This window comes from Nonomuraea corallina (assembly GCF_027620315.1).
GTDB lineage: Bacteria > Actinomycetota > Actinomycetes > Streptosporangiales > Streptosporangiaceae > Nonomuraea > Nonomuraea corallina.
Genome location: NZ_JAPNNL010000056.1, coordinates 14276 through 39547 on the forward strand (window position 1 = coordinate 14276; position 25272 = coordinate 39547).

A 25272-nucleotide genomic window follows, 5' to 3' on the forward strand; every position below is an offset into this window, starting at 1 on the left:
CAAAGCATTCCGTTGGGTCTCGCCCCCGCGGGTGAGACCGTCGAAGAAGTGGGGTCACACAGTGAAGAAGCTGCTTGTTCTGGCGCTGGTCGCCCTTGGGGGGCTGCTGATCTGGCGCAAGGTGCAGGCCGACCGCGCGGAGCTCGATCTCTGGACCGAGGCGACCGGCGGCGAGAACTAACCGACCGGCGAGGCGATGAGTGACATCGTCCCCATCAAGCTGGTGTGCCTGGACCTGGCAGGCACCACGGTCGGCGACATCGCCACGGTGGAACGCGCGGTCGCCGAGGCGATCGCCACCCAGGGCATAGTCCCCGGGACCGGAGCGTACGCACGTGCCATGGTGCACGTGCACCGGTCCCGGGGACAACCCGAGATCGACATTTTCCGCGGCCTCTTCCCCGACAACGAGGCCCGGGCGCAGGCCGCCAACCTGACCTTCGAGCGTGCCTACGAAGGCGCCCTCGAACGGTCCGGCCTCACCCCCGCCCCCGGCGTCCTCGAGGTCCTCGACAAGCTCCGCGGCTCCGACATCAGGCTCGCCCTGCTCACCGGCTTCAGCCGCACCACGCTCGGCCGCGTGCTCGGCATCCTCGGCTGGCACGACAAGATCGACCTCGCCATCAGCCCCGAGGACGCGGGCGGCCGCGGCCGCCCCTGGCCCGACATGGTCCTGCACGCCGTCCTCCGCCTCGGCATCCCCGACGTCCGCCAGGTAGCGGTCGCCGGCGACTCCGAGAGCCACATGCTGGCCGGCCGCCGAGCCGGCGCCGCCCTCGTCACCGGCATCCTCACCACCAGCGGCCACAGCCGCGAACGCCTCCTCCAAGGCGGAGCCACCCACATCCTGCGATCCCTCGACGACCTGCCCGAGCTCATCCTCAGCGACGACCTGGGGAGCGCGCGGACACCCGCGTCGGCCCGGTAAGCTATCTTCATCCTTCAAAGGGGCCTTAGCTCAGCTGGCAGAGCGCCTGCTTTGCAAGCAGGAAGTCAGGAGTTCGAATCTCCTAGGCTCCACCGCACGTCGAAGGCCACGTCCCGTGATCGGGAAGTGGCCTTTTCGCTCTCGTACAGCTAAACGCTCGGCGAGGTCGCGCAGGGGCGAGCACGTCCACAATCATGGTGCTCGTGGCGGTACTCCGGTTATTGGCAGTTGGCCTCATCGGCGGCGGTGTCATGACGATCCCGTTCCTATGGGCTCAGCGTGGCAGCGACTTCGAGCACGTCCGTCTCGCGGTCCTGATGGGCCTGAACCTGGGTCAGCTCGTGACCGTGCCGCTCGGGTTGCTGATCGGCATGGTGCTTGTCGCCAGGCGGTCGTGGACGCGGCCTCCCGGGTACGTCCTGGCTGCGGTCACGATCGTGTTCGGGGTGGTGGTGGCGACGCAGGCGTGGGCCATGACGAGCTGGGCCGAAGGCCGGCCTTCCGGGATCGGCGACCCAGATGGAGAGGTCGGCCTTGGGGCGCTGAACGTTCTCGCGGGTGGGTTCACGGTCCTCCTCGGCGTCTCCATCGCCCTGATTCGCTGGTCGGGTGGGAAGCCGCAGGTGGCTTCGGCGCGTCGGACCACCTCACGTAGGGTGCGCCGGAACAGGCGTAAAGGGGTGTGCCCGTCGCATGCCCGATCGGTCATGATCAAGGCGGAATGACGGGGAGTCACGGGGGAGCGGGCCAGCGGCCCCCATCTACCTGGCATTAGCCTTCGCCTTGCTCGCGCTCCCTGTGGACCCGTGCGTCCAAGGCGTCGGCGATCCTCTGATCGGGGTCCCGGGCGGCGTGCTGCCATCGGTGGTTGTAGCGCCGCGGCAGCCCGCCGACTCTTGACTTGCGATGAACCCGTGGTAGTTTAATTGCATGCACATACAGCTATCTGATAGTTCACGAGGGAGTGTGAGTGTCGTCTGGCCGCGAGTGGCGGAGTTCGCCTCCGCCCCATGAGGGCCGCGTCCAAGAGCTGCTGAGCAAGTCCGGCATCCACTTCCCATCTGGACGCCGGCCTTATCGCCGGACCCTGACGCCGCGGAGCGGCACTATGGCGTTTCTAAATATTTGCATGTACAGACAGTTGACTTGAAGGATCGTGCCATGGCCACGCAGGCCGATGTGTTCATTGACTACGTCTGCCCCTTCTGTTTCCTGGTCGAACCAGCGATCGAAGAGCTCAGGCGTGAGCGCGATGTGAGGGTGACGATTCGCCCGTTCGAGCTGCGTCCTGACTCAGTGCCCACCTTGCGACCGGAAGACGAGTACTTGCCGCGGGTATGGAAGGACGCGGTGTACCCGATGGCAGAGCGTGTCGGCCTGCCGATGACGCTGCCCTCGGTCTCGCCGCAGCCCCGTACCGAGAAGGCGTTCATGGTGCTGCAGCTCGCCCAGGAACGGGGCAAGGCCGAGGCCTACACCGAGGCGATGTTCAAGGCCTTCTTCCAGCAGGACCGGAACATCGGTGAAGACGAAGTGATCATCGACGTCGCCACCTCGGTCGGCCTCGACCGCGCCGAGGCGGAACAGGCACTCCACAGCGAGGAGCGCCGGGTTCGACAGCGTAGAGACCAGGACTACGCCGTGAACGTCGTCGGGATCGACGCGGTGCCCGGCATCGTCATCGGGGGGCACCTCCTGCGTGGGGTTCCGTCGGCGACCCGGTTGAAGAAGGTCGTCGACCAGCTCACCGCGCAGGAGGCGGGACACCGCGCTCCACGGGCGGAGAGCCGGCTATCCAGCGTTCGGCATCACCGATGAACACCGGGCCGAACTGCTGCGCCCCTTGCCCGTCGCACGCGGCGACGAGCCGTTCACCCGCTTCCTGCACACCGCCATCACCGCCGGGGACGCGCTCGCGCGTCCGGACACCGAATCGAGAGGAACACCATCATGAGCTGGCTCTACCTGGCCATCGCCGTCATCTTCGAGATCGCCGTCGGCATCGCGGCGGGCAAGGCGCAAGGCTTCACGAGACTGTGGTGGACCATCGGCACCCTGGCCAGCGGCGCGATCGCCACCTTCTTCCTCAGTCTCGCCCTGCTGACCTTCGACGTCGGTGTCGGCTACGCCCTGTGGACCTCCCTGGCAGGCGTCGGGATAGCCGTCATCGGCGCCCTCTTCCTCTCCCAGCGCCTGACCTGGCAGAAGCTCCTCGGCATTGCCGTCGTGATCGTCGGAGTCGTCGGCCTCAACCTCGCCGGAACCGTCTAGTTCCTGCTCATCCGATCACCGCGAAAGGACACGAATCCCCATGGCCACCACATCACAGACCTTCACCTCGCCCGGCAAGGAAAAGAAGGCCGGCCCCTGGGCGGCACTGCTCCTGGCCGGAGCCTTCGAGGTCGGCTACGCCCTCAGCGTCAACGGCAGCCAAGGCTTCACCAACCCGGCCTGGTCGATCGTCGCGATCGTCTTCTTCCTGTTCACGCTGTTCTTCCTCAGCGTCGCCCTGAAGAGGATCGACGTCGGCATCGGCTACGCCGTCTGGGCCGGCATCGGTGCCATCGGAGCAGCGCTCCTCGGGCCGGTCTTCTTCGACGAAACCCTCACCCCCGTCAAGGGATTCTGGCTGGCCGTGATCGTCGCCGGGGTGGTCTGGCTCAAACTCGCCGACAGCCCCAAACTCGAACGAGCCCGGGCAATGAACTGAACCACACCACGACGACTCCCCGCGGTCGCGTTCGGCCGCTGCCCGCCAGGAACGTTCCCGCTGGCCGGCCGGACGCGCCGGAGTTCGGCGCCCCAATGGTGATGATGTATTGAGGCGGGCACGCAGGGGACTGTTCGCCGAGGTGCAAGGACACCGGCTGGCGCTGCTATCCGGCATAGTCGCGAGCTGACTCGGCAGGTCATGTACATAATCATGTACACTGGTGGCATGAAGGTGATGACCATGTCCGAATCGCGGGCCAACTATGCTGCCACTCTCGACGCCGTCATCGACGACCAGGAAGAAGTCCTCATTACCCGCCCCGGTGGGGAAGGCGTTGTCATGGTGTCTCAGCGCGAGTACGAATCGATGCGCGAGACGCTCTACCTGATGGCCTCTCCTGTCAACCGCAGACGGCTGTCGGAAGCGGTCTCCCGCCTGGAGTCCGGTGGGGGCACTGTCCGCGAACTGGCGGATGAGGACCCCATCCCGTGAAGATCGTCTTCGACGAACTCGCCTGGGAAGACTACTGCTATTGGCAGCGAGAAGATCGACGCATTCTCAAAAGGATCAACCAGCTGATCGCTGACATAGCCCGAAACGAGAACGAAGGCATCGGCAAGCCAGAACCGCTGAAGTACGAATGGTCCGGCTACTGGTCCCGGCGCATCACCTCAGAACATCGGCTCGTCTATCGCGTCAATGACGACAGCATCATGATTGCCGCCTGTCGCTATCACTACGAGAAGTAGCGTCCGTCCGGCCAGGAACGTGGAACGCCTGGTACAGGCAGGCAATCCCGCTTGCCGAGCAGCGCCCTACCACTGCGAGGACGTCCAGGGTGATTCCGAAGGGAGCCAGGGCAGGCGCGATGTCGAAGTCCACGCAGAGGTGCGTCACCGTCGCCCATGCGGATCAGTGTATCGATCATGGAGGCTCCACCCCTTGGTTGGTCTTGTACCTAGGGGTGGAGTTTTTCGCGTGGCTGGGCGAGGATGTCGCCGCGTTTCGTCAGGCCGGGATCTGCTTCTCGTGCCAGGTGTAGTAGAGGTAGACGCTGTCGGGCCCGGTCAATACGCCGTAGACCTGCCAGAAGCTGTTGGGGACGAGCGTGAAGCGGAAGACCTTGTCTCCGGGCCGGTCGTCCACGAACACTGTCTGTGTCTGGTTGGCCCAGCTCCGCACTTCGATCGTGAAGGTGGAGGTGTCCGGGATGTCGAGGCAGACCTCGTACGTGGTCTGTGACGGGTTGCCGTAACGGTAGGCGAAACCGTCCACCGCGGGCCTCTCGGCGTTGGTGATGGCGTAGCTCTCCACGGTCCGGGTGTACCCGCCTGCGGAGCAGTCGATCGCGGAGGCGGCGGCGGATGCGGGACTGATGCCGGTGAGTGCGGCGCCGAGGACGCCGGCGACGAAAACGGAGATGGTGCGCTTCATGGCTCTCCTCTTCCGTTCAGTGGCTCTCCAACCAAGTAGTTGAAGTGTGAACTGATTCTGACGTGACCGCCGGATCTTTACAAGCCCACGCAAATCCCCGTGTTTTCGGAGTAAAGCTGGTGATGCGGCTATCCGGAAGAAAGCGCGAGGAAGGCGCAGGCCAGCAGGAAGAGGGCCAGAACGAGACCGCGCTGCCGCCACGACAGGTGTGGCGCGCTGACCAGGACGGCCAGCGGGTAGGCGAACAATCCGGCGACCACGTTGACCGGGAAGCCGGCGAGTTCCCAGATCGGCACCAGGAAGAAGGGCGCCAGCATGGCTGGGAACCATGCCGGGCGCACCCGGAGGAGGTGCAGCAGCGGCCAGGCGACCAGGGCCGCCACCCAGTTGCTCACCGCCCAGGCGTCGGCCAGCAGGCCGATGCAGCCGAAGTGACCGCAGTGCGAGTCGTCGGACAGGGCGGCCGCGAGCAGCAGCCAGCCGAACTGGACGAAGGGCAGGATGACGCCGGCGAGGGCCGCGGCGACCACCCGCTCGGCGAGCCTGCCCTCGTGAGTGGGCGAGACTCCGGCGTCGTACGTATCCACGCCGTAAGCATGTGACCTGACCGTCTCACGACGCGCACGCGATGATCTCGATTCAGGTGGACAGCGGCCGGTGTCCTCAAGACCGCGGAGTGGTACGGCGGCCGGGATCAGGTGATGTCGAGTACGGCCTTGCCGTGCAGGCGGCGCTCAAGGAGGGCCTCCATCGCCTCGGCGGCCTTGGCCCAGGGGCCGCGCCAGGAGATCTGCGGGGTGAGCACGCCCGAGGCGACCTTGGCGGCGAGCCAGGTGAGGTCGGGGCCGAGGCCGGACTCGCCGGGCAGGTAGAAGGAGACGATCGAACGGTCGTGGCCGCGGTCGCCGGACAGCATCGCGTACGGGAAGGTCTCCCCCTCGCCGGTCACCCGGCCCACGGCGACGAGGGTGCCGCCGGGGGCGAGGCGGTCGTAGGCCGCGACGAGGTGGTGACCGCCCACCAGGTCGAGGACGCCGCACACCGGTTCGTCCACGTCGTCCGGGCCTGCCACCACCTCGTCGGCGCCGAGGGATCGCAGGGCGTCGCCGTGTGCGGCGGGGTCGCCGGTGGAGGCGACGACGTGGGCGCCGGCGAGCCGGGCGAGCTGGACGGCGTACCTGCCGACGCCTCCTGTCGCGCCGGTGATCAGCACCCGCCTGCCGAGGACCGGGCCGAGGCGGCGCAGGGCTCGCAGGGCCGAGAGTCCGGCGACGGGGATCGTGCTGATCGCGCCGGGGTCTGCGCCTTCCGCCACGGTGCCCATCATGCCGGTGTTCACCGCGCGCTGTTCGGCCCAGGCGCCGGCCATGCCAAGGGTGATGACCGGGGTGCCGGCGGGCGGGCTCGATCCGTCGTCGGCGGGTCGGACCACCACTCCGGCGGCGTCCCAGCCCAGGACTGCGCCCGCCGGCGCACCCTGCCGGGCCAGGGACGCTTCGCCGTGGTTGAGGGACGTGGCGGTCACGCGTACGAGAGCCTCGTCCGGCGCGGGGACGGGGTCGGGCGTCTCGCCCAGGCGGAGGCCGCCGGGGGCCGCGGGGTCGGTGATCAATGCGCGCATGGTGTGCCTTTCGTCAGAGCCTCTCATGGCCGATGACGGACACTATAACGCCACCGAGTGGCATAAACCTCCTGGAGGCGTTGGCGCATCGGTTACACTTGACTGGTGGACAGCACAGCACCGAGCCGCCCGGCCGTGCTCGCCCGCCGGGTGATGACCGAGGACGAGCTGCGTGACCTGCCGCTGCGCGAGCGCAAGAAGGCGCGGACCCGGCAGGCCCTGATCGACACGGCGCTGGAGCTGTTCACCGAGCGCGGCTTCGACGGCGTGACCCTCGACGAGCTGTGTGACGCGGTGGAGATCTCCAAGCGCACGTTCTTCCGTACCTTCACCAGCAAGGAGGACGTGGCCGGCGCGCCCACGCAGGACCTGTGGATCGCGTTCCTCGACGACATCGAGTCCCGTGATCCGGCGGGCGCCACGGTCCTGACGTTCCTGTGCGACGCGCTGCTGGCCGTCATCGACCGGATGCCCGCCGAGGGATGGACCCGCCGTGTCCTGCTCAACCTTCAGCTGGCCGAGAAGACCCCGTCGCTGGACGCGCACTGTCGTCACCTGTGCGACCTCATCACCCGCACCGCCCTCGACATCCTGACCCGCCGCTTCGACGTGCCGCCCGGTGACGATCCCCGCCTCCGCCTAGCCCTGGACATGGCGGTCGCGGCCTTTCACCACGCCCTGGAAGGGTGGGCCGCCGACCCGGCCGAGCCCACCCGCGCCTCCCTGACGGCCCGCATGCGCGACACCTTCGCCGCCGTCCCCGGCGCCCTGACCCTGACCCTCACGCCCCGCTGACCACGCGCCCCTGCCGGCGCACGATCTCGTTGATCCAGACGGGCGCGAAGGGGGACGTGCAGCCCGGGGGAGTCGGGTAGTCCTTGAGCACCTGCAGCCGCTCACCGATGTCGATGGCGCGGGCGCGGTGCTCGGCGTGATCGATGCCGATCTGGGCCAGGCAGTGGTTCATCGCCCACTGCAGGCGATCCGGGGCGTCCCTCATCTCCGTCTCGATGACGTCGAGCAGCCCCGCGAGGTCGAGGATCTCGGGCCTCTTCGTCACCCGTTCGGTGGTCAGCGCCCAGCCGGCGCTCGCGACCACGGGGTCCGGGTCGGCGAACCAGGCCAGGCGCAGCTCCTCGGCGTGCGGGTTCTTCTTGACCACGTAGTTCACGAGCCAGTCGTGGACCTTGGGCGTGCGCGCCTCGCGCAGCATGGCGTCCAGCTCGTCACGCGCGAACGCCTTCGGGCGGCAGATCAGGATCGCCAGCAGCCTCGCGGCGGTGTCACCCGTCTCCCAGAGCCGGACCGCGAGCTCCTGCTGCGTCTTCAGCCGCTTGGCGAGCGCGCGCAGCTTGCCGAGGTTCACCCCGTGATCGTCACCGTGCTTCTCGTTGACCGCGCGTGTCTTCGGATCCTCCAGCGCCGCCAGTTCGGCCATCACCTCGGCCGGGGTCATCTCGCTCTCCTGTCCGATAGCGTACGAGGGGTCACGGTCTCATCCGGCACTTATATAAGTCAAGGCTGATGGAGTCGGCCTCGGCCGGAGTCGACGGGGGCCCAAGCGGTCACGCCCGTCTCCTGACGAAGGAGCCGGAGTGGGCGGTGCGGATGGTGAGGCGGCCGTAGGTCAGCTCGCCGGTGACCCGGACGTGCGGCCCGCCGGCGAACCGGGAGCCGGGGACCTTGCACACCACGGAGCCCCACTCGGTGCGCACCCCGTCGACGTTCGCGCTCGCCCCGGCGGGCAGGATGATCGTGGCGCTGCCGAACGGGAGCCGGAGGTCGATCTCGATGTGCGGATGCCGGATGACCGCCCGGGACAGATCAAGCCGTACCCTGCCGTACTCGGAGCTGACGCGCAGGCGGCGCGGGACCTGCCAGTCGCCCGCTCGCCTGATGTTCCCGCCGGTGGTTTCGAGCAGGACCGCGTCGTCCGACAGGTCGGCGAGAATCGGCCCCAGGTCCTCCCAGGAGGTGGCGGTCAGGGCGAGTTCGAGGCGCTGTTCCAGCTCGGCGGGCTGGAGCCGGCCGTCCGCGTACGCCTGCTGGACCAGCTCCACCGCCGTCTCGCGCTCTGCGGGGGTCATCGGCTGACGGCCCGCTTGTACAGCCGCATGGCCAGCGGCACGAACACCACCAGGAGCACGACCGACCACAGCAGCGACACCGGCACCGCGTGCCGCAGCGGCCAGGCGGTGGGGGCCGGCATGGCGGCGCTGGTGTTGCCGAACAGCTCGCGGGCGGCCTGGATCAGCGTGGAGACCGGGTTCCACTCGGCGACCAGCCGCAGCGGGCCGGGCAGGAGGGTGCTGTCGACGAAGGCGTTCGACAGGAACACCAGCGGCAACGACACGAGCGTGGCCACGTTGTTGAAGACCTCGGGCGTGCGCAGCGCCAGCGCGACCGTCGCCGTCACCCAGGAGAAGGCGTACGCGAACAGCAGCAGCATCAGGAACCCGAGCGCGGCCTCACCGGGCGAGCTGTGGACGCGCCACCCGACGAGCAGCCCGACGAGCACCATCGTGACGATGCTGGTGACGTTCATGATGAGGTCGCTGACGGTCTGGCCGGTCAGCACCGCCGACGGGGACATCGGCAGCGTGCGGAACCGGTCGAAGATGCCCTTCTGCAGGTCCAGCGTGAGCGTGTAGCCGGTGATCTGCGCGCTGGTGACGATCGTCATGACGAAGATCCCGGGGAGCATGTAGTCGCCGTACGAGATGCCCGGCAGGTTGATCATGCTGCCGAAGACGTAGGTGAACAGCAGCACGAACACGATCGGCATCATGACCACGCCGCCCAGCAGGTCGGGGGCGCGCCGGATCTTCAGGGCGTTGCGCTTGGCGATCGTCACGCCGTCGGCGACGGCCAGGTGGAGGGTGTTCATCGGACGGTCTCCTTGGTCTTCGCGTCGGCGGTCTTGGCGTCGGCCTGCTGCCCCGTGAGGCTCAGGAACACGTCGTCGAGGGTCGGCCGGCGCAGCCCGGCGTCGCGTACGGTGATCCGCTCGGCGGCCAGGCGGCCGAGCGCGTCGGAGAGGGTGGCCGTGCCGGCGGTGGCCGGGATCGTCAGCCGCAGCGCGGCGGCGTCACCCTGGAGGTCGTCGGCGGCCAGGGGCGCCAGCGTGCGCGTGGCGGCGGCCAGGTCCGCGGCGCTCGTCACCGACAGCTCGATCCGGTCGCCGCCGACCTGGCTCTTGAGCTCGTCGGCGGTGCCGAGCGCGATCACGCGGCCGCGGTCGATGACCGCGATGCGGTCGGCGAGCCGGTCGGCCTCCTCCAGGTACTGGGTGGTGAGCATCACGGTCGTGCCCGCCCCGACGAGCTCGGCGATCACGTCCCACAGGCTCGTCCTGGCCCGCGGGTCCAGGCCGGTGGTGGGCTCGTCGAGGAACAGCACCGGGGGGTCGGCGACCAGCGCGCCGGCCAGGTCGAGGCGGCGCCGCATGCCGCCCGAGTAGCCCTGCACCGGGCGGTCGGCGGCGTCCGTCAGGTCGAAGCGCTCCAGCAGTTCGCGGGCGCGCTCCCGGCTGCGCTTGACGCCCAGGTGGTAGAGGCGGCCGACCATCTCCAGGTTCTCGGCGCCGGTGAGGTGGTCGTCGACGGCGGCGTACTGGCCGGAGGCGCCGATGACGGCCCTCAGCCGGCGCGCGTCGCGCACCACGTCGAACCCGGCCACCGTGGCGCGGCCGGCGTCCGGTCGCAGCAGCGTGGTCAGGATCCGCACGGCGGTGGTCTTGCCTGCGCCGTTGGGGCCGAGTAACCCCAGCACCGTTCCCTCAGGAACGGTCAGGTCCACCCCGTCGAGCGCGGCCACGTCGCCGTACCTCTTGACGAGGCCTTCGGCCACGATCGCGTCAGCCATGATGATCTCCTTACTGTGGTCAGGAACGGTGGACGGTGATGTCGCCGTAGGCGGTGTGCGCCCGTACCTCGACGACGCGGTCGGACGCGGCGGGGCCGTCGCTCGGGTCGAGGGCGACGTCGACGGTGCCGTACCGGGAGCTCACGTCGAGCCAGGCGGAGCTGCCCTCGCGGATGCCCAGCTCCAGCCCGCCGCCGGTGGTCTCCAGGACGATCGAGCCGGAGATCATCTCGCCGACGCGCAGGCTGCCGTACGCCGTCTTGGCGGTGACTCCGGCCAGGGCGCGGTCCACGGTGGCGTCGCTGTGGGCCGAGGTGAGCCGGAGGTCGCCGGTGATCTCGCGGAGGCGGATCTCGCCGTGCGAGTTCCTGATCAGCGCGGTGCCGTCGATCTCGCCGACGCGGATGTCGCCGTGGGTCGAGGTGATCTCGGCGTGCCCGGACGCGCGGTGGACGGAGATGTCGCCGTACGTGCTCTTCAGCCGCAGCCGGCCGGCCTGTTCCACCTGGATGTCGCCGTAGGAGGTGGCGAACTCCACCTCGCCGAGCGGCCCCCGGCAGCGCAGGGACGCCGCCGACCTGATGTCGAGCCGGGAGCCCGCGGGCAGGCTGACGGTCACCTCGACGGAGCCGCCCTGGCCGTGCAGCAGCGTGCGCGCCCAGGCCACGGGCGAGCGCATGAGCGTGTCGATCGACAGGCTGCCGGACGTCTCCTGGTCGCCGCGCACGAGCAGCCGGCCGTCGGCGTACTCGACCTCGGTGCGGCGGGCGGCGGCCACGTCGGTCTCGTCGGACTCGTCGCTGGGGCGCACCTCGACCGCCGTGTCGCCGCGGTCGCCGGCGTTGATCCGGACGGTGGCGGTCGGCAGCTCGACGACGACGAGGACGGGCTCGGGCGTGTCGAAAACGTGCATGGTCCCGTCCTCGCTGTTGGCCCTGGTCATCAGCGCACCCAGCCGCTGTAGCGGTTGCCGCTGCGCTGGGGTCTGCGGCCCTCGTCGCCGGAGGCGAGCGCGGCCGAGACGGCGCGGACCAGCCAGGCGTTGACCGACAGCCCGTCACGGGCGGCGGCCTCCTCGATGCGCGGCTTGAGCGGCTCGGGGACGCGCAGGGAGATCCGGGACGTGCCGCCCTCGTCGGTGTCGGGCGGAGGAGTGGCGGGCGGAGGAGTGGCGGATGGAGGAAGGGCGGATGGAGGAGCGGCGGGCAGAGGTGGCACAGATGGCGTCGCGGCGGGCCGCTCGCCCCCGTCGGGGAACGGCCCGCCGCCCGGGGGCGTCACGACGAAGCCGGGGTCCCGGCCGCGCAGGCGCACCTCGACAGAGCCGGGCGCGAGCTCGCCGGTGATCTCGTCGGCGGCCGCGGACAGCGCCTCCAGCAGCGCGAGCCGGGTGGCCGACTCCAGCGTGGCGGCCAGCCGCTCACCCAGTGCGCGGGCCTCCTCGCCGCCCGCCGCGGCGGCGATGACGAGCTCGCGCCGGAGGCTGTCGACATAGGGTCCAAGGTCCATGACGCCACTATGACATCATCATGACGCCATTAGCAATGCCTTTGGGGGCAGATATGGCGTCATGATGATGTCGTGCCCCCGAGGCAGGGGTGCTTCGGCTAGTCCCAGCGGAAGAACACGGCCGCGATCACGGTGCCGAGCACCGTGGTCACGCTGAGGCCGGGGCGCGGGACCGCACCAACGCGGTGCACGCGCGCTGCGCGAGCGCGTCCTCGACTGATCAGAGCTTGACGCGGGCCGCGACCGGCAGATGGTCGCTGGCGGTGGCGGGCAGCGTCCAGGTGGCGACGGGAGTCGCCGCCCTGGTCATGACGTGGTCGATCCTGGCGAGCGGGAAGGCCGCGGGCCAGGTGAAGCCGAACCCCTCGTCCGCCGGGGTCAGGAGTGAGGTGACCGGGGCCAGGCCGCGGTCGTCGAGGGTGCTGTTGAGGTCGCCCATCAGGACGATCCGGTCCAGCGGCTCCGCCGCGAGGGCGGCGCCCAGCTTGACGGCGCTCTCGTCACGCCAGGCCGAGCCGAAGCCGGACGGCCCGATGCGGATCGACGGCAGGTGGGCGACGTACGCGGCCAGGTCGCCGTGCGGGGTCCGGACGGTCGCGCGCAGCCCCCGGTTCCAGTCTCCCCCCACCTCCGCCGGCCTGATGTCCACCGGCCGGGAGTCGGTGAGGGGATGGCGGGACCAGAGCCCGACGCTGCCGACGACCGCGTGGTACGGGTGACCGGGGGCGAGGACGGCCTCGTACACGGGCCGGGTCGCGGGCGTCAGCTCCTCCAGGGCGATCAGGTCGGCCCCGGCCGCGGCGAGGGCGCGGGCGGTGCCCCGCGGGTCGGGGTTCTCGTCGTTCACGTTGTGCTGGAGCACGGTCAGGTCGTGCGCGGCCTCCTGGCCGGCGGGTAACAGCCGGGCGCCGAAGAGGCCGGCCCACACCGCCGACGGGAGCATCACCGACACCAGCGCGAGGGCCGAGCGGCGCAGCAGCGCCGGCACGAGCAGCACCGGCACGGCCAGGCCGGCCCAGGGCCGGAAGGTCTCCAGCAGGCTGCCGAGCCGGCCCACGGCGTTGGGCAGCACCCCGGGGAACGCCATGAGCACGGCCACCAGCACGGCGACGGCCGCCAGGACTCGCTCGCGCGTCCACGACAGGGTGGTCCGATCTTGGGTGTTCATGCCGCCGAACGTACGGGACCCGGCGGGTGCGCGGAGGACGCCCGCCCGCGGGCGGGCGTCCTGGCGCGGTCAGCCGCAGTGTTCGAAGGGGCTGGTGTAGGTGCTGCCGCCGACGGAGCCGCCCCACTTGACGCACTGGCCGGGGGCCGAGCGCCGGACCGGACCGGCGTAGTAGCCGTAGCTGCCGGAGTCGGTCGCCCTGGCCTCCCCTTGCGGTTCGAGGAAGGCCGACATCGCCGACGCCGTGCCGACGTTCGTCGTCTTCAGCGTGACGACGCAGTTGTTGCCGTTGCCGGAGTTGTAGAGCAGGTAGACGCGGCCGCCGGTGAGGGCGGCGGAGTCGATGACGGCGTACCCGCCGCCGCAGACCTCCGCGGGGGTGTAGGGGTTGCCGCCGCCGCAGGAGTTGCTGCTCGTGACGGCCTTCTTCTGGCCGAGGGACACGGTGACGCCGTCGACGGTGGGGCTGGTGTCCATGGCGCCGGTGGTGGTGCGCTGCTCGTAGTGCAGGTGCGGGGCGTTGCTGCCGCCGGTGGAGCCGACGGTGCCGATCACGGTGCCCTGGCTGACGCTCATCGAGCCGCCGGCCGCCCGCACCATGCTGGCGAGGTGGGCGTAGCGGGTCCGCGTTCCGTCACCGTGCCGGATCTCCACCCACAGGCCGTAGCTGGTGCTGCCGGCGTTGTGGAAGGAGGCGGTGCCGCCGGCGGTGGCGCGGACGGTTTCGCCGTTGATGGCGTCGCCGCCGTAGCTCTGCCAGTCGATGGAGCCCGACGGGTTGTGCCCGGGGCTCCAGTTGTTGGCGTAGAAGGTCTTCCCGCAGTTGAAGGGGCTCTTGTGGGCCGCCAGGGCGGTGGTTTCCGCCGCCGAGGCGGTCTGGGGGAACAGGACGGCGGCGAGGGCGACGAGAAGTGCGGTGATCGTCGGCCGGGACGACTTGCCGGTTGCGGGCATGCGTCACCTCTTCGAGGGGGGGTGATGAGGGGTTCGCTGTGGCGCCACTTGCTCGGAAGATAGCCCCGAAAGTTCTCTTCATCAATGCCCAGAAACGTGAAGCTTTCCAGCGAAGCGCCGCTGAGTGGCGGTCTCGTGGCCTCCTGTCAGCGGCCGTTGGCGAAAGTTGTCAAAAAGTCCGGCGCTCAGGGAAAACCTTTACAGAACATGATCAAGCACTTGATCACCGAATTCCCCGCGTTCACACTTGCGTCGAATCCCCGGCTTCACCAGGACGTGTCGGAGGCATGATGGCTCGGGTCAGGAGCGTGGCGACGTCGCCAGGCCACCGTTCAATCGGCTTATCCCTCGGCTCCAGGTCCATCACAGCAGTCGCCGCGGCGGCTGCTTTTCTGTTGTCCGGCCTGGCCGCGCCGCTCCCGGCGCGCGCCGGTACGGCCGCCGCCCACCAGCAGTCTCCGCCCGACACCGCCACCGAGCAGGGCGCGCTCGACGCGGCCCGCCAGCGGGGCGAGCGGGTCGAGGTCGGCTCCCTGCGCACCGAGACCCGGACCGTCCACGCCACCCCGGACGGCGTCCTGGTCCTGGAACAGCACGCCCGCCCCGTCCGGGTGCGCAAGGACGGCCGGTGGACCCCGGTCGACACCACCCTGCGCCGCCTGCCCGACGGGTCCGTGGCCCCCGGCGCGACGGCGGTGGAGCTGCGGTTCTCCGGCGGCGGCGACACCCCGATGGCCGAGGTCGCCAGGGGCGGCAGGTCCCTCGCGCTGACCTGGCCGGGCAAGCTGCCCGAACCCGCGCTCGACGGCGCCACCGCCACCTACGCCGAGGTGCTCCCCGGCGTCGACCTCCAGGTGACGGCCGACGTGGACGGGTTCTCGCACGTCCTCGTCGTCAAGACCAGGCAGGCCGCGCTGAGCGGCCGGCTCGACCGGATCGGCTTCGCGCTCAGGACGCAGGGCCTCACCGTGCGGTCCGGCCAGGGCGGCGGGATGGAGGCCGTGGACCGCGCCGGAACGGAGGTGTTCGCCGCGCCGACCCCGCTGATGTGGGACTCGCCCGCCGACCCCGACGGCAAGCGGATGACCCTGGCGAACCGGCCGGGCGAAGGGCCGTCCCCCGGGTCCCGGCACGAGGCGATGGGCCTGCGGATCGACGGCGGCGGCCTGACGCTCACCCCGGACCAGGCCATGCTGGCCGACCCGGGCACCCGCTACCCCGTCTATCTGGACCCGTCGGTGTCGGCGCCGCGCGGCGCCTGGACCTCGGTGTGGAAGAAGTATCCGACCACCAACTACCTCAACTCCAGCGACGTGGCCCGGGTCGGGCACGAGAACGAGACCGGCCAGACGAACCGCTCGTTCTTCCAGATGAACACCGGCACCGCCATCCACGGCAAGCAGATCATCAAGGCGACCTTCCGCACGTACGAGACGTGGTCGTGGTCGTGCACCAAGAGAGCCGTCGAGCTCTGGCTGACCGGCGGCATCAGCAAGTCCACCACCTGGAACAACCAGCCGTCGTGGTCGCAGAAGCTCAACACGCAGACCGTGGCCAAGGGCTGGAGCACCTCCTGCCCGGCGGGCGGGGTGGAGTTCGACGCCACGGCCGCGGCGGTGAAGGCGGCGGCCTCCAACTGGTCGAACATCACGCTCGGCCTGCGCGCCACCAGCGAGACCGACACGTACGCCTGGAAGAAGTTCCGCAACAACCCCACGCTCGTCGTCGAGTACAACACCATCCCGACCGCCCCCGTCGCGGCCGACGTCTGGTCCGACCCGGGCGGCGCGTGCGTCACGGGCGACGCCAGGCCGAAGATCGGCACGGCGACGCCGAAGCTCTGGGCCAAGCTGCGCGACGGCGACAACTCGGTCCAGGGCCGCTTCGAGTGGTACGACGCGGCAGGGACGAAGCTGGGCGAGTACCTCACCCCGGCCGCCGCCTCCGGCAACGCCTTCTCCGCGACCGTCCCCGCCGGGGCGTACGGGGACGGCTCGGTGATCCGGTGGCGGGCGCGCGGCGAGGACGGGCGGGCCACCAGCGCGTGGAGCCCGTTCTGCGAGATCGGGGTGGACACCGCGGCGCCGGGCCGGGAGCCGACGGTCGGCTCCGCGCAGTACCCGGAGAACGCCTGGGGTGACGGGCTCGGCCGCGCCGGGGAGTTCACCTTCGGCGCGAACGGCGTGAGCGACGTGACCTCGTTCCTGTACGGACTCAACACCAGCCCGGTCACCGAGGTGAGCGCGACCTCGGCAGGCGGTTCGGCGACGATCCGGCTCACCCCGCTGGAGGAGGGCCCGAACGTGCTGTCGGTGCGCAGCAAGGACGGCGCCGGCAAGCAGGGGCCGATCCGCAGCTACGTGTTCAACGTGCGGCCCGGCACGGGCCCGGCGGGCTCCTGGCGGCTCGACGAGGGCTCCGGCGCGACCGCCGGGGACGAGGCGGGCACGCACCCGGTGACGGTCAGCGGCGCCGCGTGGGCCGACGGCCGGGCCGGCAAGGCGCTCCGCTTCGCCGGCTCCGGCCAGTACGCCACCACGTCCCGCGGCGTGGCGCCGACCGACCGGAACCTCGCGGTCTCGGCGTGGGTGCGGCTGTCGTCGCTGCCCGCGGGCAACGTGGCCGCCGTCAGCCAGAGCGGTCAGGACAACGCCGGCGTCTGGCTCGGCTACAGCGGCGGCACCAGGTCGTGGGGGTTCATGATGAACAACCCGGGCGGCACGGCGCAGTCCGTCTGGGCGCGCAACCCGGCGATCGTCCCGGTCGCGGCCCAGTGGACCCACCTGGCCGGCGTCTACGACTCCGCCTCGCGGTCGCTGTTCCTGTACGTGAACGGCGCGCTCGCCGCCGGGCCCGTGGCGTACCACGGCGGGACCGGACCGGCGACGGCGGTGCAGTTCGGGCAGGCCCTCTACCAGGGCAGGCAGACCGACTCCTGGCCCGGCGAGGTGGACGAGGTCCGGGTGCACGACCGGGCCCTGGCCCCCGCCGAGGTGGTGAAGCTGGTGAGCCACGCCGCGACCCTCACCGGCCACTGGAAGCTGGACGAGGAGACCGGCACGGCCGCGCCGGACACGGCGGGCGTGACCGGCCCGCTCGCCCTCGGCTCCGGGGCGACCTGGACCGGCGGCTGGCTCGACGGGGCGCTCGCGCTCGACGGGGCCGGCGGCCACGCGCGGGCCTCGCGGGCGGCCGTGCGCACCGATGACAGCTTCACCGTCACGGCGTGGGTCCAGCTCGACGCGCTGCCGGCGGCCGACGCCGCCGTGGTGGCCCAGAGCGGGACCCGGGCCAGCGGCTTCACGCTCGGCTACGCCGCGCAGGGCCCGCGCTGGTCCTTCGGCATGGCCGGCGCCGACGCTGACGGCGCGCCGGTGACCCGCACCCGCTCGGACGCCGTCCCGTACGCCATGGAATGGACCCACGTGGCGGGCGTGTACGACGCGCTCGCCAAGAAGCTGCGCGTCTACGTCGGCGGGCGGCTCGTCGCCACCACCGAGACCGGCCACACGAGCACCTGGAACGCCACCGGGCCGCTCCAGCTGGGCCGGGCGCTGCAGGACGGCGCGTTCACCGGGCACTGGCCCGGGATCGTCGACGACGTCCGGACCTACCAGGGCGCACTGGGCGACACGGACATCGCCCGGCTCGCCGCCGAATGACCCCCCTCCGCCGCACGCCCTGCCTGAGCTCTGGACGGTGAGGATGTACGACTTCGAGGAGATCTCCGAGAACGAGCGTTCGACCTTTCTGATCTTCGACTGGTTCCCGCGCAAGCTCCGCTGGTTCGTCCGGTCCTGCGCCGCCATGGCGATCATCGTGATCGTCCCGCTGGTGTACGCCATGCCGGCCGAGGCCGAGCGCCGGGAGCGGCCGCAGGTGCAGAAGGAGGAGCCGGTGCCGGGACGTCCGGTCGCCGTGCTCCCCAAGACCCGCGACGCCACAGCCGAGCGGGCGATCGACAAGGCGCCGGACGCGGCCTGGCCGAAGGCCGGCACAGCCGAGCCGGCGCCGGGTGACAAGGCCAGGACGGTCGCCGGCACGCTGCCGGTGAAGGTCACCGCCGCCCAGCAGTCGGTGGGGCGGGCCCAGGCGCCGCCGGAACGGGTCAAGGTCGAGGTGCTCGACCGGGCCAAGGCCCCCGGCGTCCCCGGCGTGGCGCTGCGCCTGTCCCGTGGGCAGGGCGCGACCCGGGGCGGCCCGGCCCGCGTCGAGCTGGACTACTCCGGCTTCCGGCACGCCTTCGGCGGCGACTACGCCGACCGGCTGCGGCTGGTCAAGCTCCAGGATTGCGCACTGACGGACGCGGCGACCGGCTGCCCCGCGCCGGAGCCGGTGCCCGCCGAGAACGACGTCAAGGCCGGCGTGGTCCGGGCCGAGGTGGACGTCGCCGCCTCCGGCGCCCAGTTGTACGCGCTCACCGCCGCCGCCTCCGGCTCCTCCGGCGACTACTCCGCCACGTCGCTGGCGCCGTCGGCGAAGTGGAGCGTCGGCCCCCAGTCGGGCGACTTCACCTGGAGCCACCCGATGCGGGTGCCGCCGTCCATCGGCGGTGACGAGCCCGTGATCAACCTCGCGTACTCCTCGCAGAGCGTGGACGGGCACACCTCCGCCACCAACAACCAGGTGTCCTGGGCGGGCGAGGGCTTCGACCTGACCCCCGGCGGCTACGTCGAGCGCCGCTACAAGTCCTGCATGGCCGACGGGCGCAAGACCGGCGACCTGTGCTGGGACCACGACAACGCCACGCTGATGCTCAACGGCTCCGCCGTGGAGCTGGTCAAGGACGCCACCACCAAGCAGTGGCGTCCCAAGCGCGACGACGGCACCCGGATCGAGTTGCTCACCGGCGCCGCCAACGGCGACAACGACGGCGAGCACTGGCGGCTCACCACCACCGACGGCACCCAGTACCACTTCGGCCTGAACCGGCTGCCCGGCTGGACCTCGGGCAAGCCCGAGACGAAGTCGGCCTGGACGGTGCCGGTGTTCGGCAACGAGTCCGGCGAGCCGTGCCACAACGCCACCCCCGCCAACGCCTGGTGCCAGCAGGCCTGGCGGTGGAACCTGGACTACTCGGTCGACCGGCACGGCAACGCGCTCACGTACTGGTACGAGACGGAGCGCAACCACTACGGCCGCAACGAGAAGCCCGACCTGGGCACCCCGTACGTGCGCGGCGGCTACCTGACCCGCGTCGACTACGGCTACCGTTCGGCCGAGCTGTTCACCGTCGCGCCGGCGGCGCGGGCGGTGTTCGCCGTGGCCGAGCGGTGCGTGCCGAGCGGCTCGATCACCTGCGAGCCGGCCCAGCTCACCAAGGACACCGCCCGCCACTGGCCGGACGTGCCGTTCGACCGCAACTGCGAGGCGGGCGAGGCGTGCAAGGACCGGCTGTCGCCGACGTTCTGGACCCGCAAGCGGCTGGCGAAGGTGACGACGCAGGTCCGCTCCGGCACCGAGTACCGGGACGTGGACTCCTGGACGCTCACCCACTCCTTCCCCGCCACCGGCGACGGGCTGAGCCCGGCGCTCTGGCTGGCCTCGATCCGGCACGCCGGCCACGTCGGCGGCACCGTCACGCTGCCCGAGGTGACCTTCGCCGGGGTGCAGCTGAAGAACCGGGTGGACGCCGACGAGGGCCGCGCCCCGCTGTACCGGTGGCGCATCCAGTCGATCAACAGCGAGGCCGGCGCGGAGACCCGGGTGACCTACGCGCCCGAGGAGTGCACGCCGGCGAACCTGCCCGCGGCCGACCGCAACACCAAGCGCTGCTTCCCGCAGCGGTGGGCGCCGCAGGACGAGACGGAGGTGCTGGACTGGTTCCACAAGCACGTGGTCGCGCAGACCGTGGAGGTCGACCGCACCGCGCGCTCCCCGTGGCTGGTCACCGACTACGAGTATCTCGACGGGGCGGCCTGGCGCTACGCCGAGCACATCCTGGTCAAGCCCAAGGAGCGGACCTGGTCGGACTGGCGCGGCTTCGCCCGCGTACGGGTCCGGCAGGGCGACGGCCAGGACGGGCCGCGCACGATGACCGAGCACCGCTACTACCGCGGCATGGACGGCGACCGGCTGGCCGACGGCGGCCGCAAGGACGTCAAGGTCACCGACAGCGAGGGGAAGGCGCGCCAGGACCACGACCAGCTCTCCGGGACGGACCTGGAGACGATCGTGCACGACGGCCACGGCGGGAAAATCCTGTCCGCCACCGCCGAGGAGCCCTGGTGGCGCAGGACCGCCGAGTTCACGTTCGAGGGCGTGACCAAGACCGCGCACGTCGTGCAGTCCGCGAAGATGACCACCCGCGACCTCAAGGAGGACGGCACCTGGCTGCGCACCGCCGAGGAGCGCACGTACGACGAGCACGGCCTCGTCACCCAGGTGGCCGACCTCGGCGACGTCGCCGACCCGGCTGACGACGTCTGCACCCGCTACACCTACGCCCGCGACACCGCCGCCTGGATGCTCGACTTCACCAGCCGGGTCGAGACCGTCGGCAAGCCGTGCTCGGTCCAGCCGCAGCGGCCCGCCGACGTGCTGTCGGACGAACGGTTCCACTTCGACGGCCGGGCGTTCGGGCAGGCCCCGTTGCGCGGCGACGTGACCAGGGAGGAGGAGCTGGCCTCCTACGACGGGGGCACGCCCCGGTACGTGCTGGACGTGGCCCGCGCGTACGACGCCTACGGCCGCGTGACGGCGGAGACCGACGCCGCCGGCGGCTCCACGACGACCTCGTACGTGCCGGCGTCCGGCGGGCCGGCGACCGAGGTGCGCTCCGTCAACCCGCTCGGCCACGCCGACGTCACCTATGTCGAGCCCGCGTGGGGCGAGCCGGTCGCGGAGGTGGACGAGAACGGCCGCCGCACCGACCTGCAGCACGACCCGCTCGGTCGCCTGGTCAAGGTGTGGCAGCACGACAGGGACAAGGCGGCGGGCCAGTCGCCCAACACCGAGTACTCCTACCTGATCCGCACCGACGGCCCGAACGTCGTCACCACCAGGACGCTCGCCACCGACGGCACCTACATCACCAGCCACGAGCTCTACGACGGGCTGCTGCGCCCGCGCCAGACCCAGGAGCCCGCGCCCGGCGGCGGCCGGGTCGTCACCGACGTCTTCCACAACTCGATCGGCGAGGTGGCCAAGACCAACGACGGCTACTACGCCACCGGCGACCCGGAGACGAACGTGTTCCAGGTGTCGGACGACGACGTCGCCGGCCAGGTCGTCGCCACCTTCGACGGGTCCGGCGAACTGGCCTCGCAGAGCTTCCGCGTCAAGGGCCAGGAGAAGTGGAAGTCCACCGTCAGGCGCTTCGCCGACCGGGCGCATGTGACCCCGCCGCCCGGCGAGAGCGCCGCCACCCTCATCGCCGACGCCGAGGGCAGGGGCGTGGAGCTGCGCCAGTACAAGGGCGCGACCCCGACCGGCGACTACGAGGCCACCAAGTACGCCTACGACAGGTCGGGCCGGCTCACCACCGTGACCGACCCGGCGGGCAACGTCTGGCGGCACCACTACGACCTGCGTGACCGCGAGATCAAGACCGAGGACCCGGACAAGGGCGTCACCACCCGGGTGTTCAACGACCTGGACGAGGAGATCTCCAGCACCGACGCCCGCGGACGCACCCTCGTGCACACCTATGACGCGCTCGGCCGCCGGACCTCGACCAGGGAGGGTACGGCCACCGGGCCGCTGCTGGCCGAGTGGCGCTACGACACGCTGGCCAAGGGCCACCTGGCCGAGACCGTCCGGTGGGCGGGGAAGGAGGCCTACACCGCCAAGATCGAGGCCATCGACCGGGAGTACCGCACGCTCCGCCAGAGCGTGACCATCCCGGCCAGGGAAGGAAAGCTCGCCGGCACGTACGTCTTCAACACCCGCTACACCGCCGACGACCAGGTGCAGTCCATCACGTTCCCGGACGCCGGCGGGCTGCCCGCCGAGACCGTCACCTACGGGTACGACGCGCTGCGCCAGCCCACGAAGGTCGAGGGCCTGTCCACGTACGTCACCGACGCCCGCTACGGCAAGCTCGGCGAGACGCTCCAGTACGAGCTCAGCACGGGCACGCGCAAGACCTGGCTGACCCACGCCTACGAGGAGGGCACCCGCAGGCTCATCAGGTCCCAGCTCGACCGGGACACCGGCACCGCCTCCGACCTGGACCTGAACTACACCTACGACGCCAGCGGCAACATCACCAGGATCGCCGACCGGGCGTCCGCCGACACCCAGTGCTTCACCTACGACCACCTGCGCCGGCTCACCGCCGCGTGGACGGCCACCGACGCCTGCGCCTCCGGCGAGCCGCGCTCCACGCTGATCGGCGGCATCGCCCCGTACGCCACCAGCTACGCCTACGACTCCACCGGCAACCGGACCAAGGAGACCCACCACGCGTTCGGCGGCCGGCAGCAGGTCGTCCGCGACTACGCCTACCCCGCCGCCGGGCAGCCCCGGCCGCACGCGCTCACCTCGGTCACGCCCACCGGGCCGGCCACCGAGCAGCCCTCCTCCTACCAGTACGACGCCGCCGGCAACACCATCGTGCGCCGGACCGGCGGCTCCGAGCAGCAGCTGACCTGGGACGCGGAGGGCAACCTCGAATCGGTCACCGAGGCGGGCAGAACCACCTCGTTCGTCTACGACGCCGACGGCGACCGGCTGATCCGCCGCACCGCGACGGACGCCACCCTGTACGTCGACGACATGGAGCTCCGGCTCGACCTGGCCGCCCAGACCGTGTCGGGCACCCGCTACTACACGGTCAACGGCGAGGCGGTGGCGATGCGCTCCTCGGCGGGGAAGGTCTACTTCTTCGCCGGCGACCCCCCCCGCCCCCCCCCCCCCCCGCGCGGCCGGGGGGGGCGCGGGGGGGCGGGGGGCCACGGCGGCGAGCGCGCCGGGCAGGTCGCGCTCGCGGGCCATGGCGAGCACCGTGCGGGAGACGCCCATCATCAGCGCGAGGAGGGCGCCGAGCGAGGCCATCGCCGCCCCGGCCCGCACCACCGGCTCCAGCCATCTCTCGCCGCCCACCTTGACGACCTCGACCAGCGGCTCGGGCGAGGCGGCGAGCAGCCCTGGCCCGAGGGTGTGCAGTGCGGCGGCGGCGACCAGCGTGTACACCACCAGGGTGAGGCCGAGCGCGATCCCGATGGCGCGCGGGATGGTCCGGCCGGGGTCGCGGACCTCCTCGCCCAGGGTGGCGACGCGGGCGTAGCCGGCGAAGGCGAAGAAGAGCAGCCCGGCCGCCTGGAGCACGCCCCACCCGGTCACCTCGGGATCGAGGATCAGGTGGAGCCCGGGAGGCAGGTCGTCCAGGGAGCCGACCTCGATCACCTGCTCCTTGTCGACGACCTTCGCGTTCGGTGCATGGTCGCCGCCGGGGACGCCGGTCATGACACCGGTGTCCGGCAGGAACGCCGCCGCCACGACGGCGGCCAGCACCAGCAGCACGAACCCCACCATGAGCCGCGCCGCCCGCGCCGACCGCCGCACCCCGGACAGGTTGAGCACCGTCAGCACGACCACCGCCGCCACGGCCGGCGGCCTGGCGAGGCCGGGGGCCGCGTACGCGCCGAAGGTCAGCGCCATGGCCGCGCAGGAGGCGGTCTTGCCGACGGTGAAGCCCCACCCGGCGAGGTAGCCCCAGAAGGGGCCCAGCCGGCGTCGTCCGTACACGTAGGTCCCGCCCGACTCCGGGTGGCGGGCGGCCAGGCGGGCGGAGGAGGTGGCGTTGCAGTAGGCCACGACGGCGGCCAGCCCGAGCGCGGCGAGCAGCCACGATCCGGCCGCCGCGGCGGCCGGGGCGAACACGGCGAAGACCCCGGCCCCGATCATGGCGCTCAGCCCCACGACGACGGCGTCCCTGGTCTCCAGCCGCCGGGCCAGTTCGTCGGCCACGCGCCCCCTCCTCGCTGTCCGGAGCACTCTGCCGCACCGGACGGCGCCGATCAACCTACGGCAGGGGAACGCGGGCCGAACGGACGGTGGCGCGCTACCCGTCGGTTCCCGGGCCGGGCACGACCAGGACCGGCCGGCGCGCGTGGTGCAGCACCCGGTCGGAGGTGCTGCCGAGCAGCAGCGACTTCACGCCGCCGAGTCCGCGGGTGCCGGTCACGATCAGCTCGGCGTCGAGTTCGTCGGCCACGTCCACGATCGTCGCCCACACGGCGGTCGCGTCCGGCACGCAGCGCGGCCGGGCCTCCAGCCCCGCCGCGCGGGCCTGCTCGACCCCCTGCGCGGCCAGCGCGTTCATGGCCTGGTCGATCGCCTCTTCCTCCACGGGCGAGGTGTCGATCGTCATCATGAGCCCGGCCGAGGCTCGCGCGGTGGTCATCGCCAGCCGCTCCCACACGGTCAGCACGACCGTGTCCCGCCCGGGGAACATGCGCCCGGCGAAGGCGATGGCCGCCTTGGCGTCGTCGGATCCGTCGTACGCGAGGAGAATCGTCATACTCGACCTCTACCGGGAACCGGGGTGGTCATGCCAGGACGGGCGCACCGGCGCGGCGGACGGGCGGGCGCAGCATCGACAGCCCGGCCAGCGCGAGCACGCCCAGTTCGGTGACCACCACCGTGCGCTGGATCAGCCCGGCGGGGAACTCCTCGTTGGTCAGCGGGACGCCGAACATCCGCACCGCGTACGGGATCACGACCATCACCAGCGCGGTCAGGGCGACGACGCTGAGCGTCCGCACCCAGCCGGCGTACCGGATCCGCGCCCTGGCCAGCAACAGCCCCGCCAGCGGCATCACGAGGAACGCGACGAATGCGGCGTACCTGTGGATGGCCCCCGACATCGACAGCGGCAGGCCGGGCGCATCGGTCGGGAAGGCGCCGACCAGGAACATGCTCACCCCCCACACGGCCAGCAGCGCCACGACCCACCGGTCCGCGCCGGACCGGCGCAGCGCCTCGGCGATCAGGGCCGCGCCGGCGGCGAACGACGTCAGCGACAGCGGGAGTAACCAGCCGGCCGCCTGGAAGGCGTACTCGCTGATGACGGTGTGCATCGGGTCGAGCCCCGCCTCGGTGTGCAGGGTGAGCATGGCGCCGGCGCCGGCGCCGAT

At 71.2% G+C, this 25272-nt stretch carries 24 protein-coding genes and 1 tRNA gene; 11 read left to right on the forward strand and 14 right to left on the reverse strand.

Annotation, left to right across the window (positions count from 1 at the left end):
* Positions 1–61: 61 nt before the first annotated feature.
* From OUY22_RS16280 to OUY22_RS16320, 9 genes are all read left to right on the forward strand, one after another.
* On the forward strand, positions 62–181 hold the full coding sequence (locus tag OUY22_RS16280) for a DLW-39 family protein (protein ID WP_270155818.1): 120 nt from the start codon (positions 62–64) through the stop codon (positions 179–181).
* Positions 182–196: 15 nt separating this feature from the next.
* On the forward strand, positions 197–928 hold the full coding sequence (locus tag OUY22_RS16285) for an HAD family hydrolase (RefSeq protein ID WP_270155819.1): 732 nt from the start codon (positions 197–199) through the stop codon (positions 926–928).
* Between the two features lie 19 nt (positions 929–947).
* Positions 948–1020 (forward strand) — tRNA-Ala (locus OUY22_RS16290).
* Positions 1021–1122: 102 nt separating this feature from the next.
* Complete coding sequence (locus tag OUY22_RS16295) at positions 1123–1653, forward strand: hypothetical protein (RefSeq protein ID WP_270155820.1); 531 nt, start codon at positions 1123–1125, stop codon at positions 1651–1653.
* Between the two features lie 436 nt (positions 1654–2089).
* Positions 2090–2746 carry a DsbA family oxidoreductase gene (locus OUY22_RS16300; protein ID WP_270155821.1) on the forward strand — a complete coding sequence of 219 codons (657 nt, stop codon included), beginning with the start codon at positions 2090–2092 and terminating at the stop codon, positions 2744–2746.
* Positions 2747–2878: 132 nt separating this feature from the next.
* Positions 2879–3199, forward strand: coding sequence for a DMT family transporter (locus tag OUY22_RS16305; protein ID WP_270155822.1), 321 nt, complete (start codon positions 2879–2881; stop codon positions 3197–3199).
* A gap of 40 nt (positions 3200–3239) precedes the next feature.
* A complete protein-coding gene (locus OUY22_RS16310) occupies positions 3240–3638 on the forward strand; it encodes a DMT family transporter (RefSeq protein WP_270155823.1) in 399 nt (132 codons plus the stop codon).
* Positions 3639–3866: 228 nt separating this feature from the next.
* Complete coding sequence (locus OUY22_RS16315; RefSeq protein ID WP_270155824.1) at positions 3867–4133, forward strand: type II toxin-antitoxin system Phd/YefM family antitoxin; 267 nt, start codon at positions 3867–3869, stop codon at positions 4131–4133.
* A complete protein-coding gene (locus tag OUY22_RS16320; RefSeq protein ID WP_270155825.1) occupies positions 4130–4390 on the forward strand; it encodes a Txe/YoeB family addiction module toxin in 261 nt (86 codons plus the stop codon). The genes OUY22_RS16315 and OUY22_RS16320 overlap by 4 nt, the downstream gene beginning before the upstream one ends.
* Positions 4391–4649: 259 nt before the next feature.
* On the opposite strand, the gene OUY22_RS16325 is transcribed toward OUY22_RS16320, so the two are convergent.
* The 3 genes from OUY22_RS16325 to OUY22_RS16335 form a co-directional block, all read right to left on the reverse strand.
* Entirely contained in the window at positions 4650–5075 is a 426-nt protein-coding gene (locus tag OUY22_RS16325) for a hypothetical protein (protein ID WP_270155827.1), read from the reverse strand.
* 128 nt (positions 5076–5203) lie between these two features.
* Positions 5204–5662, reverse strand: coding sequence for a hypothetical protein (locus tag OUY22_RS16330; RefSeq protein ID WP_270155828.1), 459 nt, complete (start codon positions 5660–5662; stop codon positions 5204–5206).
* A 107-nt stretch (positions 5663–5769) separates the two neighbouring features.
* On the reverse strand, positions 5770–6696 hold the full coding sequence (locus OUY22_RS16335) for a zinc-binding dehydrogenase (RefSeq protein WP_270155829.1): 927 nt from the start codon (positions 6694–6696) through the stop codon (positions 5770–5772).
* Positions 6697–6801: 105 nt separating this feature from the next.
* Between OUY22_RS16335 and OUY22_RS16340 the strand changes: the two genes are divergently transcribed.
* On the forward strand, positions 6802–7491 hold the full coding sequence (locus OUY22_RS16340) for a TetR/AcrR family transcriptional regulator (protein WP_270155830.1): 690 nt from the start codon (positions 6802–6804) through the stop codon (positions 7489–7491).
* Here the strand turns inward: OUY22_RS16340 and OUY22_RS16345 are convergent.
* From OUY22_RS16345 to OUY22_RS16380, 8 genes are all read right to left on the reverse strand, one after another.
* The gene (locus OUY22_RS16345; protein WP_270155831.1) at positions 7478–8152 is read right to left on the reverse strand and encodes a DNA alkylation repair protein; all 675 of its coding nucleotides are present in this window, start codon (positions 8150–8152) and stop codon (positions 7478–7480) included. The two genes, OUY22_RS16340 and OUY22_RS16345, sit on opposite strands and share 14 nt — an antisense overlap.
* 109 nt (positions 8153–8261) lie before the next feature.
* Complete coding sequence (locus OUY22_RS16350; protein WP_270155832.1) at positions 8262–8783, reverse strand: DUF1707 SHOCT-like domain-containing protein; 522 nt, start codon at positions 8781–8783, stop codon at positions 8262–8264.
* A complete protein-coding gene (locus OUY22_RS16355) occupies positions 8780–9583 on the reverse strand; it encodes an ABC transporter permease (RefSeq protein WP_270155833.1) in 804 nt (267 codons plus the stop codon). Before OUY22_RS16355 ends, OUY22_RS16350 begins: the two co-directional genes overlap by 4 nt.
* Positions 9580–10560, reverse strand: a complete 981-nt coding sequence (locus OUY22_RS16360) for an ATP-binding cassette domain-containing protein (protein ID WP_270155834.1) — start codon at positions 10558–10560, stop codon at positions 9580–9582. The genes OUY22_RS16355 and OUY22_RS16360 overlap by 4 nt, the downstream gene beginning before the upstream one ends.
* Positions 10561–10579: 19 nt before the next feature.
* Positions 10580–11503 carry a DUF4097 family beta strand repeat-containing protein gene (locus OUY22_RS16365; protein ID WP_270155835.1) on the reverse strand — a complete coding sequence of 308 codons (924 nt, stop codon included), beginning with the start codon at positions 11501–11503 and terminating at the stop codon, positions 10580–10582.
* On the reverse strand, positions 11503–12069 hold the full coding sequence (locus tag OUY22_RS16370) for a hypothetical protein (RefSeq protein WP_270155836.1): 567 nt from the start codon (positions 12067–12069) through the stop codon (positions 11503–11505). Before OUY22_RS16370 ends, OUY22_RS16365 begins: the two co-directional genes overlap by 1 nt.
* Positions 12070–12289: 220 nt before the next feature.
* Positions 12290–13237 carry an endonuclease/exonuclease/phosphatase family protein gene (locus OUY22_RS16375; RefSeq protein ID WP_270155837.1) on the reverse strand — a complete coding sequence of 316 codons (948 nt, stop codon included), beginning with the start codon at positions 13235–13237 and terminating at the stop codon, positions 12290–12292.
* 69 nt (positions 13238–13306) lie between these two features.
* Positions 13307–14191, reverse strand: coding sequence for a M23 family metallopeptidase (locus tag OUY22_RS16380; RefSeq protein ID WP_270155838.1), 885 nt, complete (start codon positions 14189–14191; stop codon positions 13307–13309).
* A gap of 395 nt (positions 14192–14586) precedes the next feature.
* Between OUY22_RS16380 and OUY22_RS16385 the strand changes: the two genes are divergently transcribed.
* Positions 14587–17853: a LamG-like jellyroll fold domain-containing protein gene (locus OUY22_RS16385; RefSeq protein ID WP_270155840.1), complete on the forward strand. Its 3267-nt coding sequence runs from the start codon at positions 14587–14589 to the stop codon at positions 17851–17853.
* Here the strand turns inward: OUY22_RS16385 and OUY22_RS36915 are convergent.
* From OUY22_RS36915 to OUY22_RS16405, 3 genes are all read right to left on the reverse strand, one after another.
* Positions 17762–24040, reverse strand: a complete 6279-nt coding sequence (locus tag OUY22_RS36915; RefSeq protein WP_408638170.1) for an amino acid permease — start codon at positions 24038–24040, stop codon at positions 17762–17764. The genes OUY22_RS16385 and OUY22_RS36915 overlap by 92 nt on opposite strands.
* 157 nt (positions 24041–24197) lie before the next feature.
* Positions 24198–24656 carry a universal stress protein gene (locus tag OUY22_RS16400; protein WP_270155841.1) on the reverse strand — a complete coding sequence of 153 codons (459 nt, stop codon included), beginning with the start codon at positions 24654–24656 and terminating at the stop codon, positions 24198–24200.
* 28 nt (positions 24657–24684) lie between these two features.
* On the reverse strand, positions 24685–25272 hold a 588-nt coding region (locus OUY22_RS16405), incomplete at its 5' end, for a DUF998 domain-containing protein (protein ID WP_270155842.1).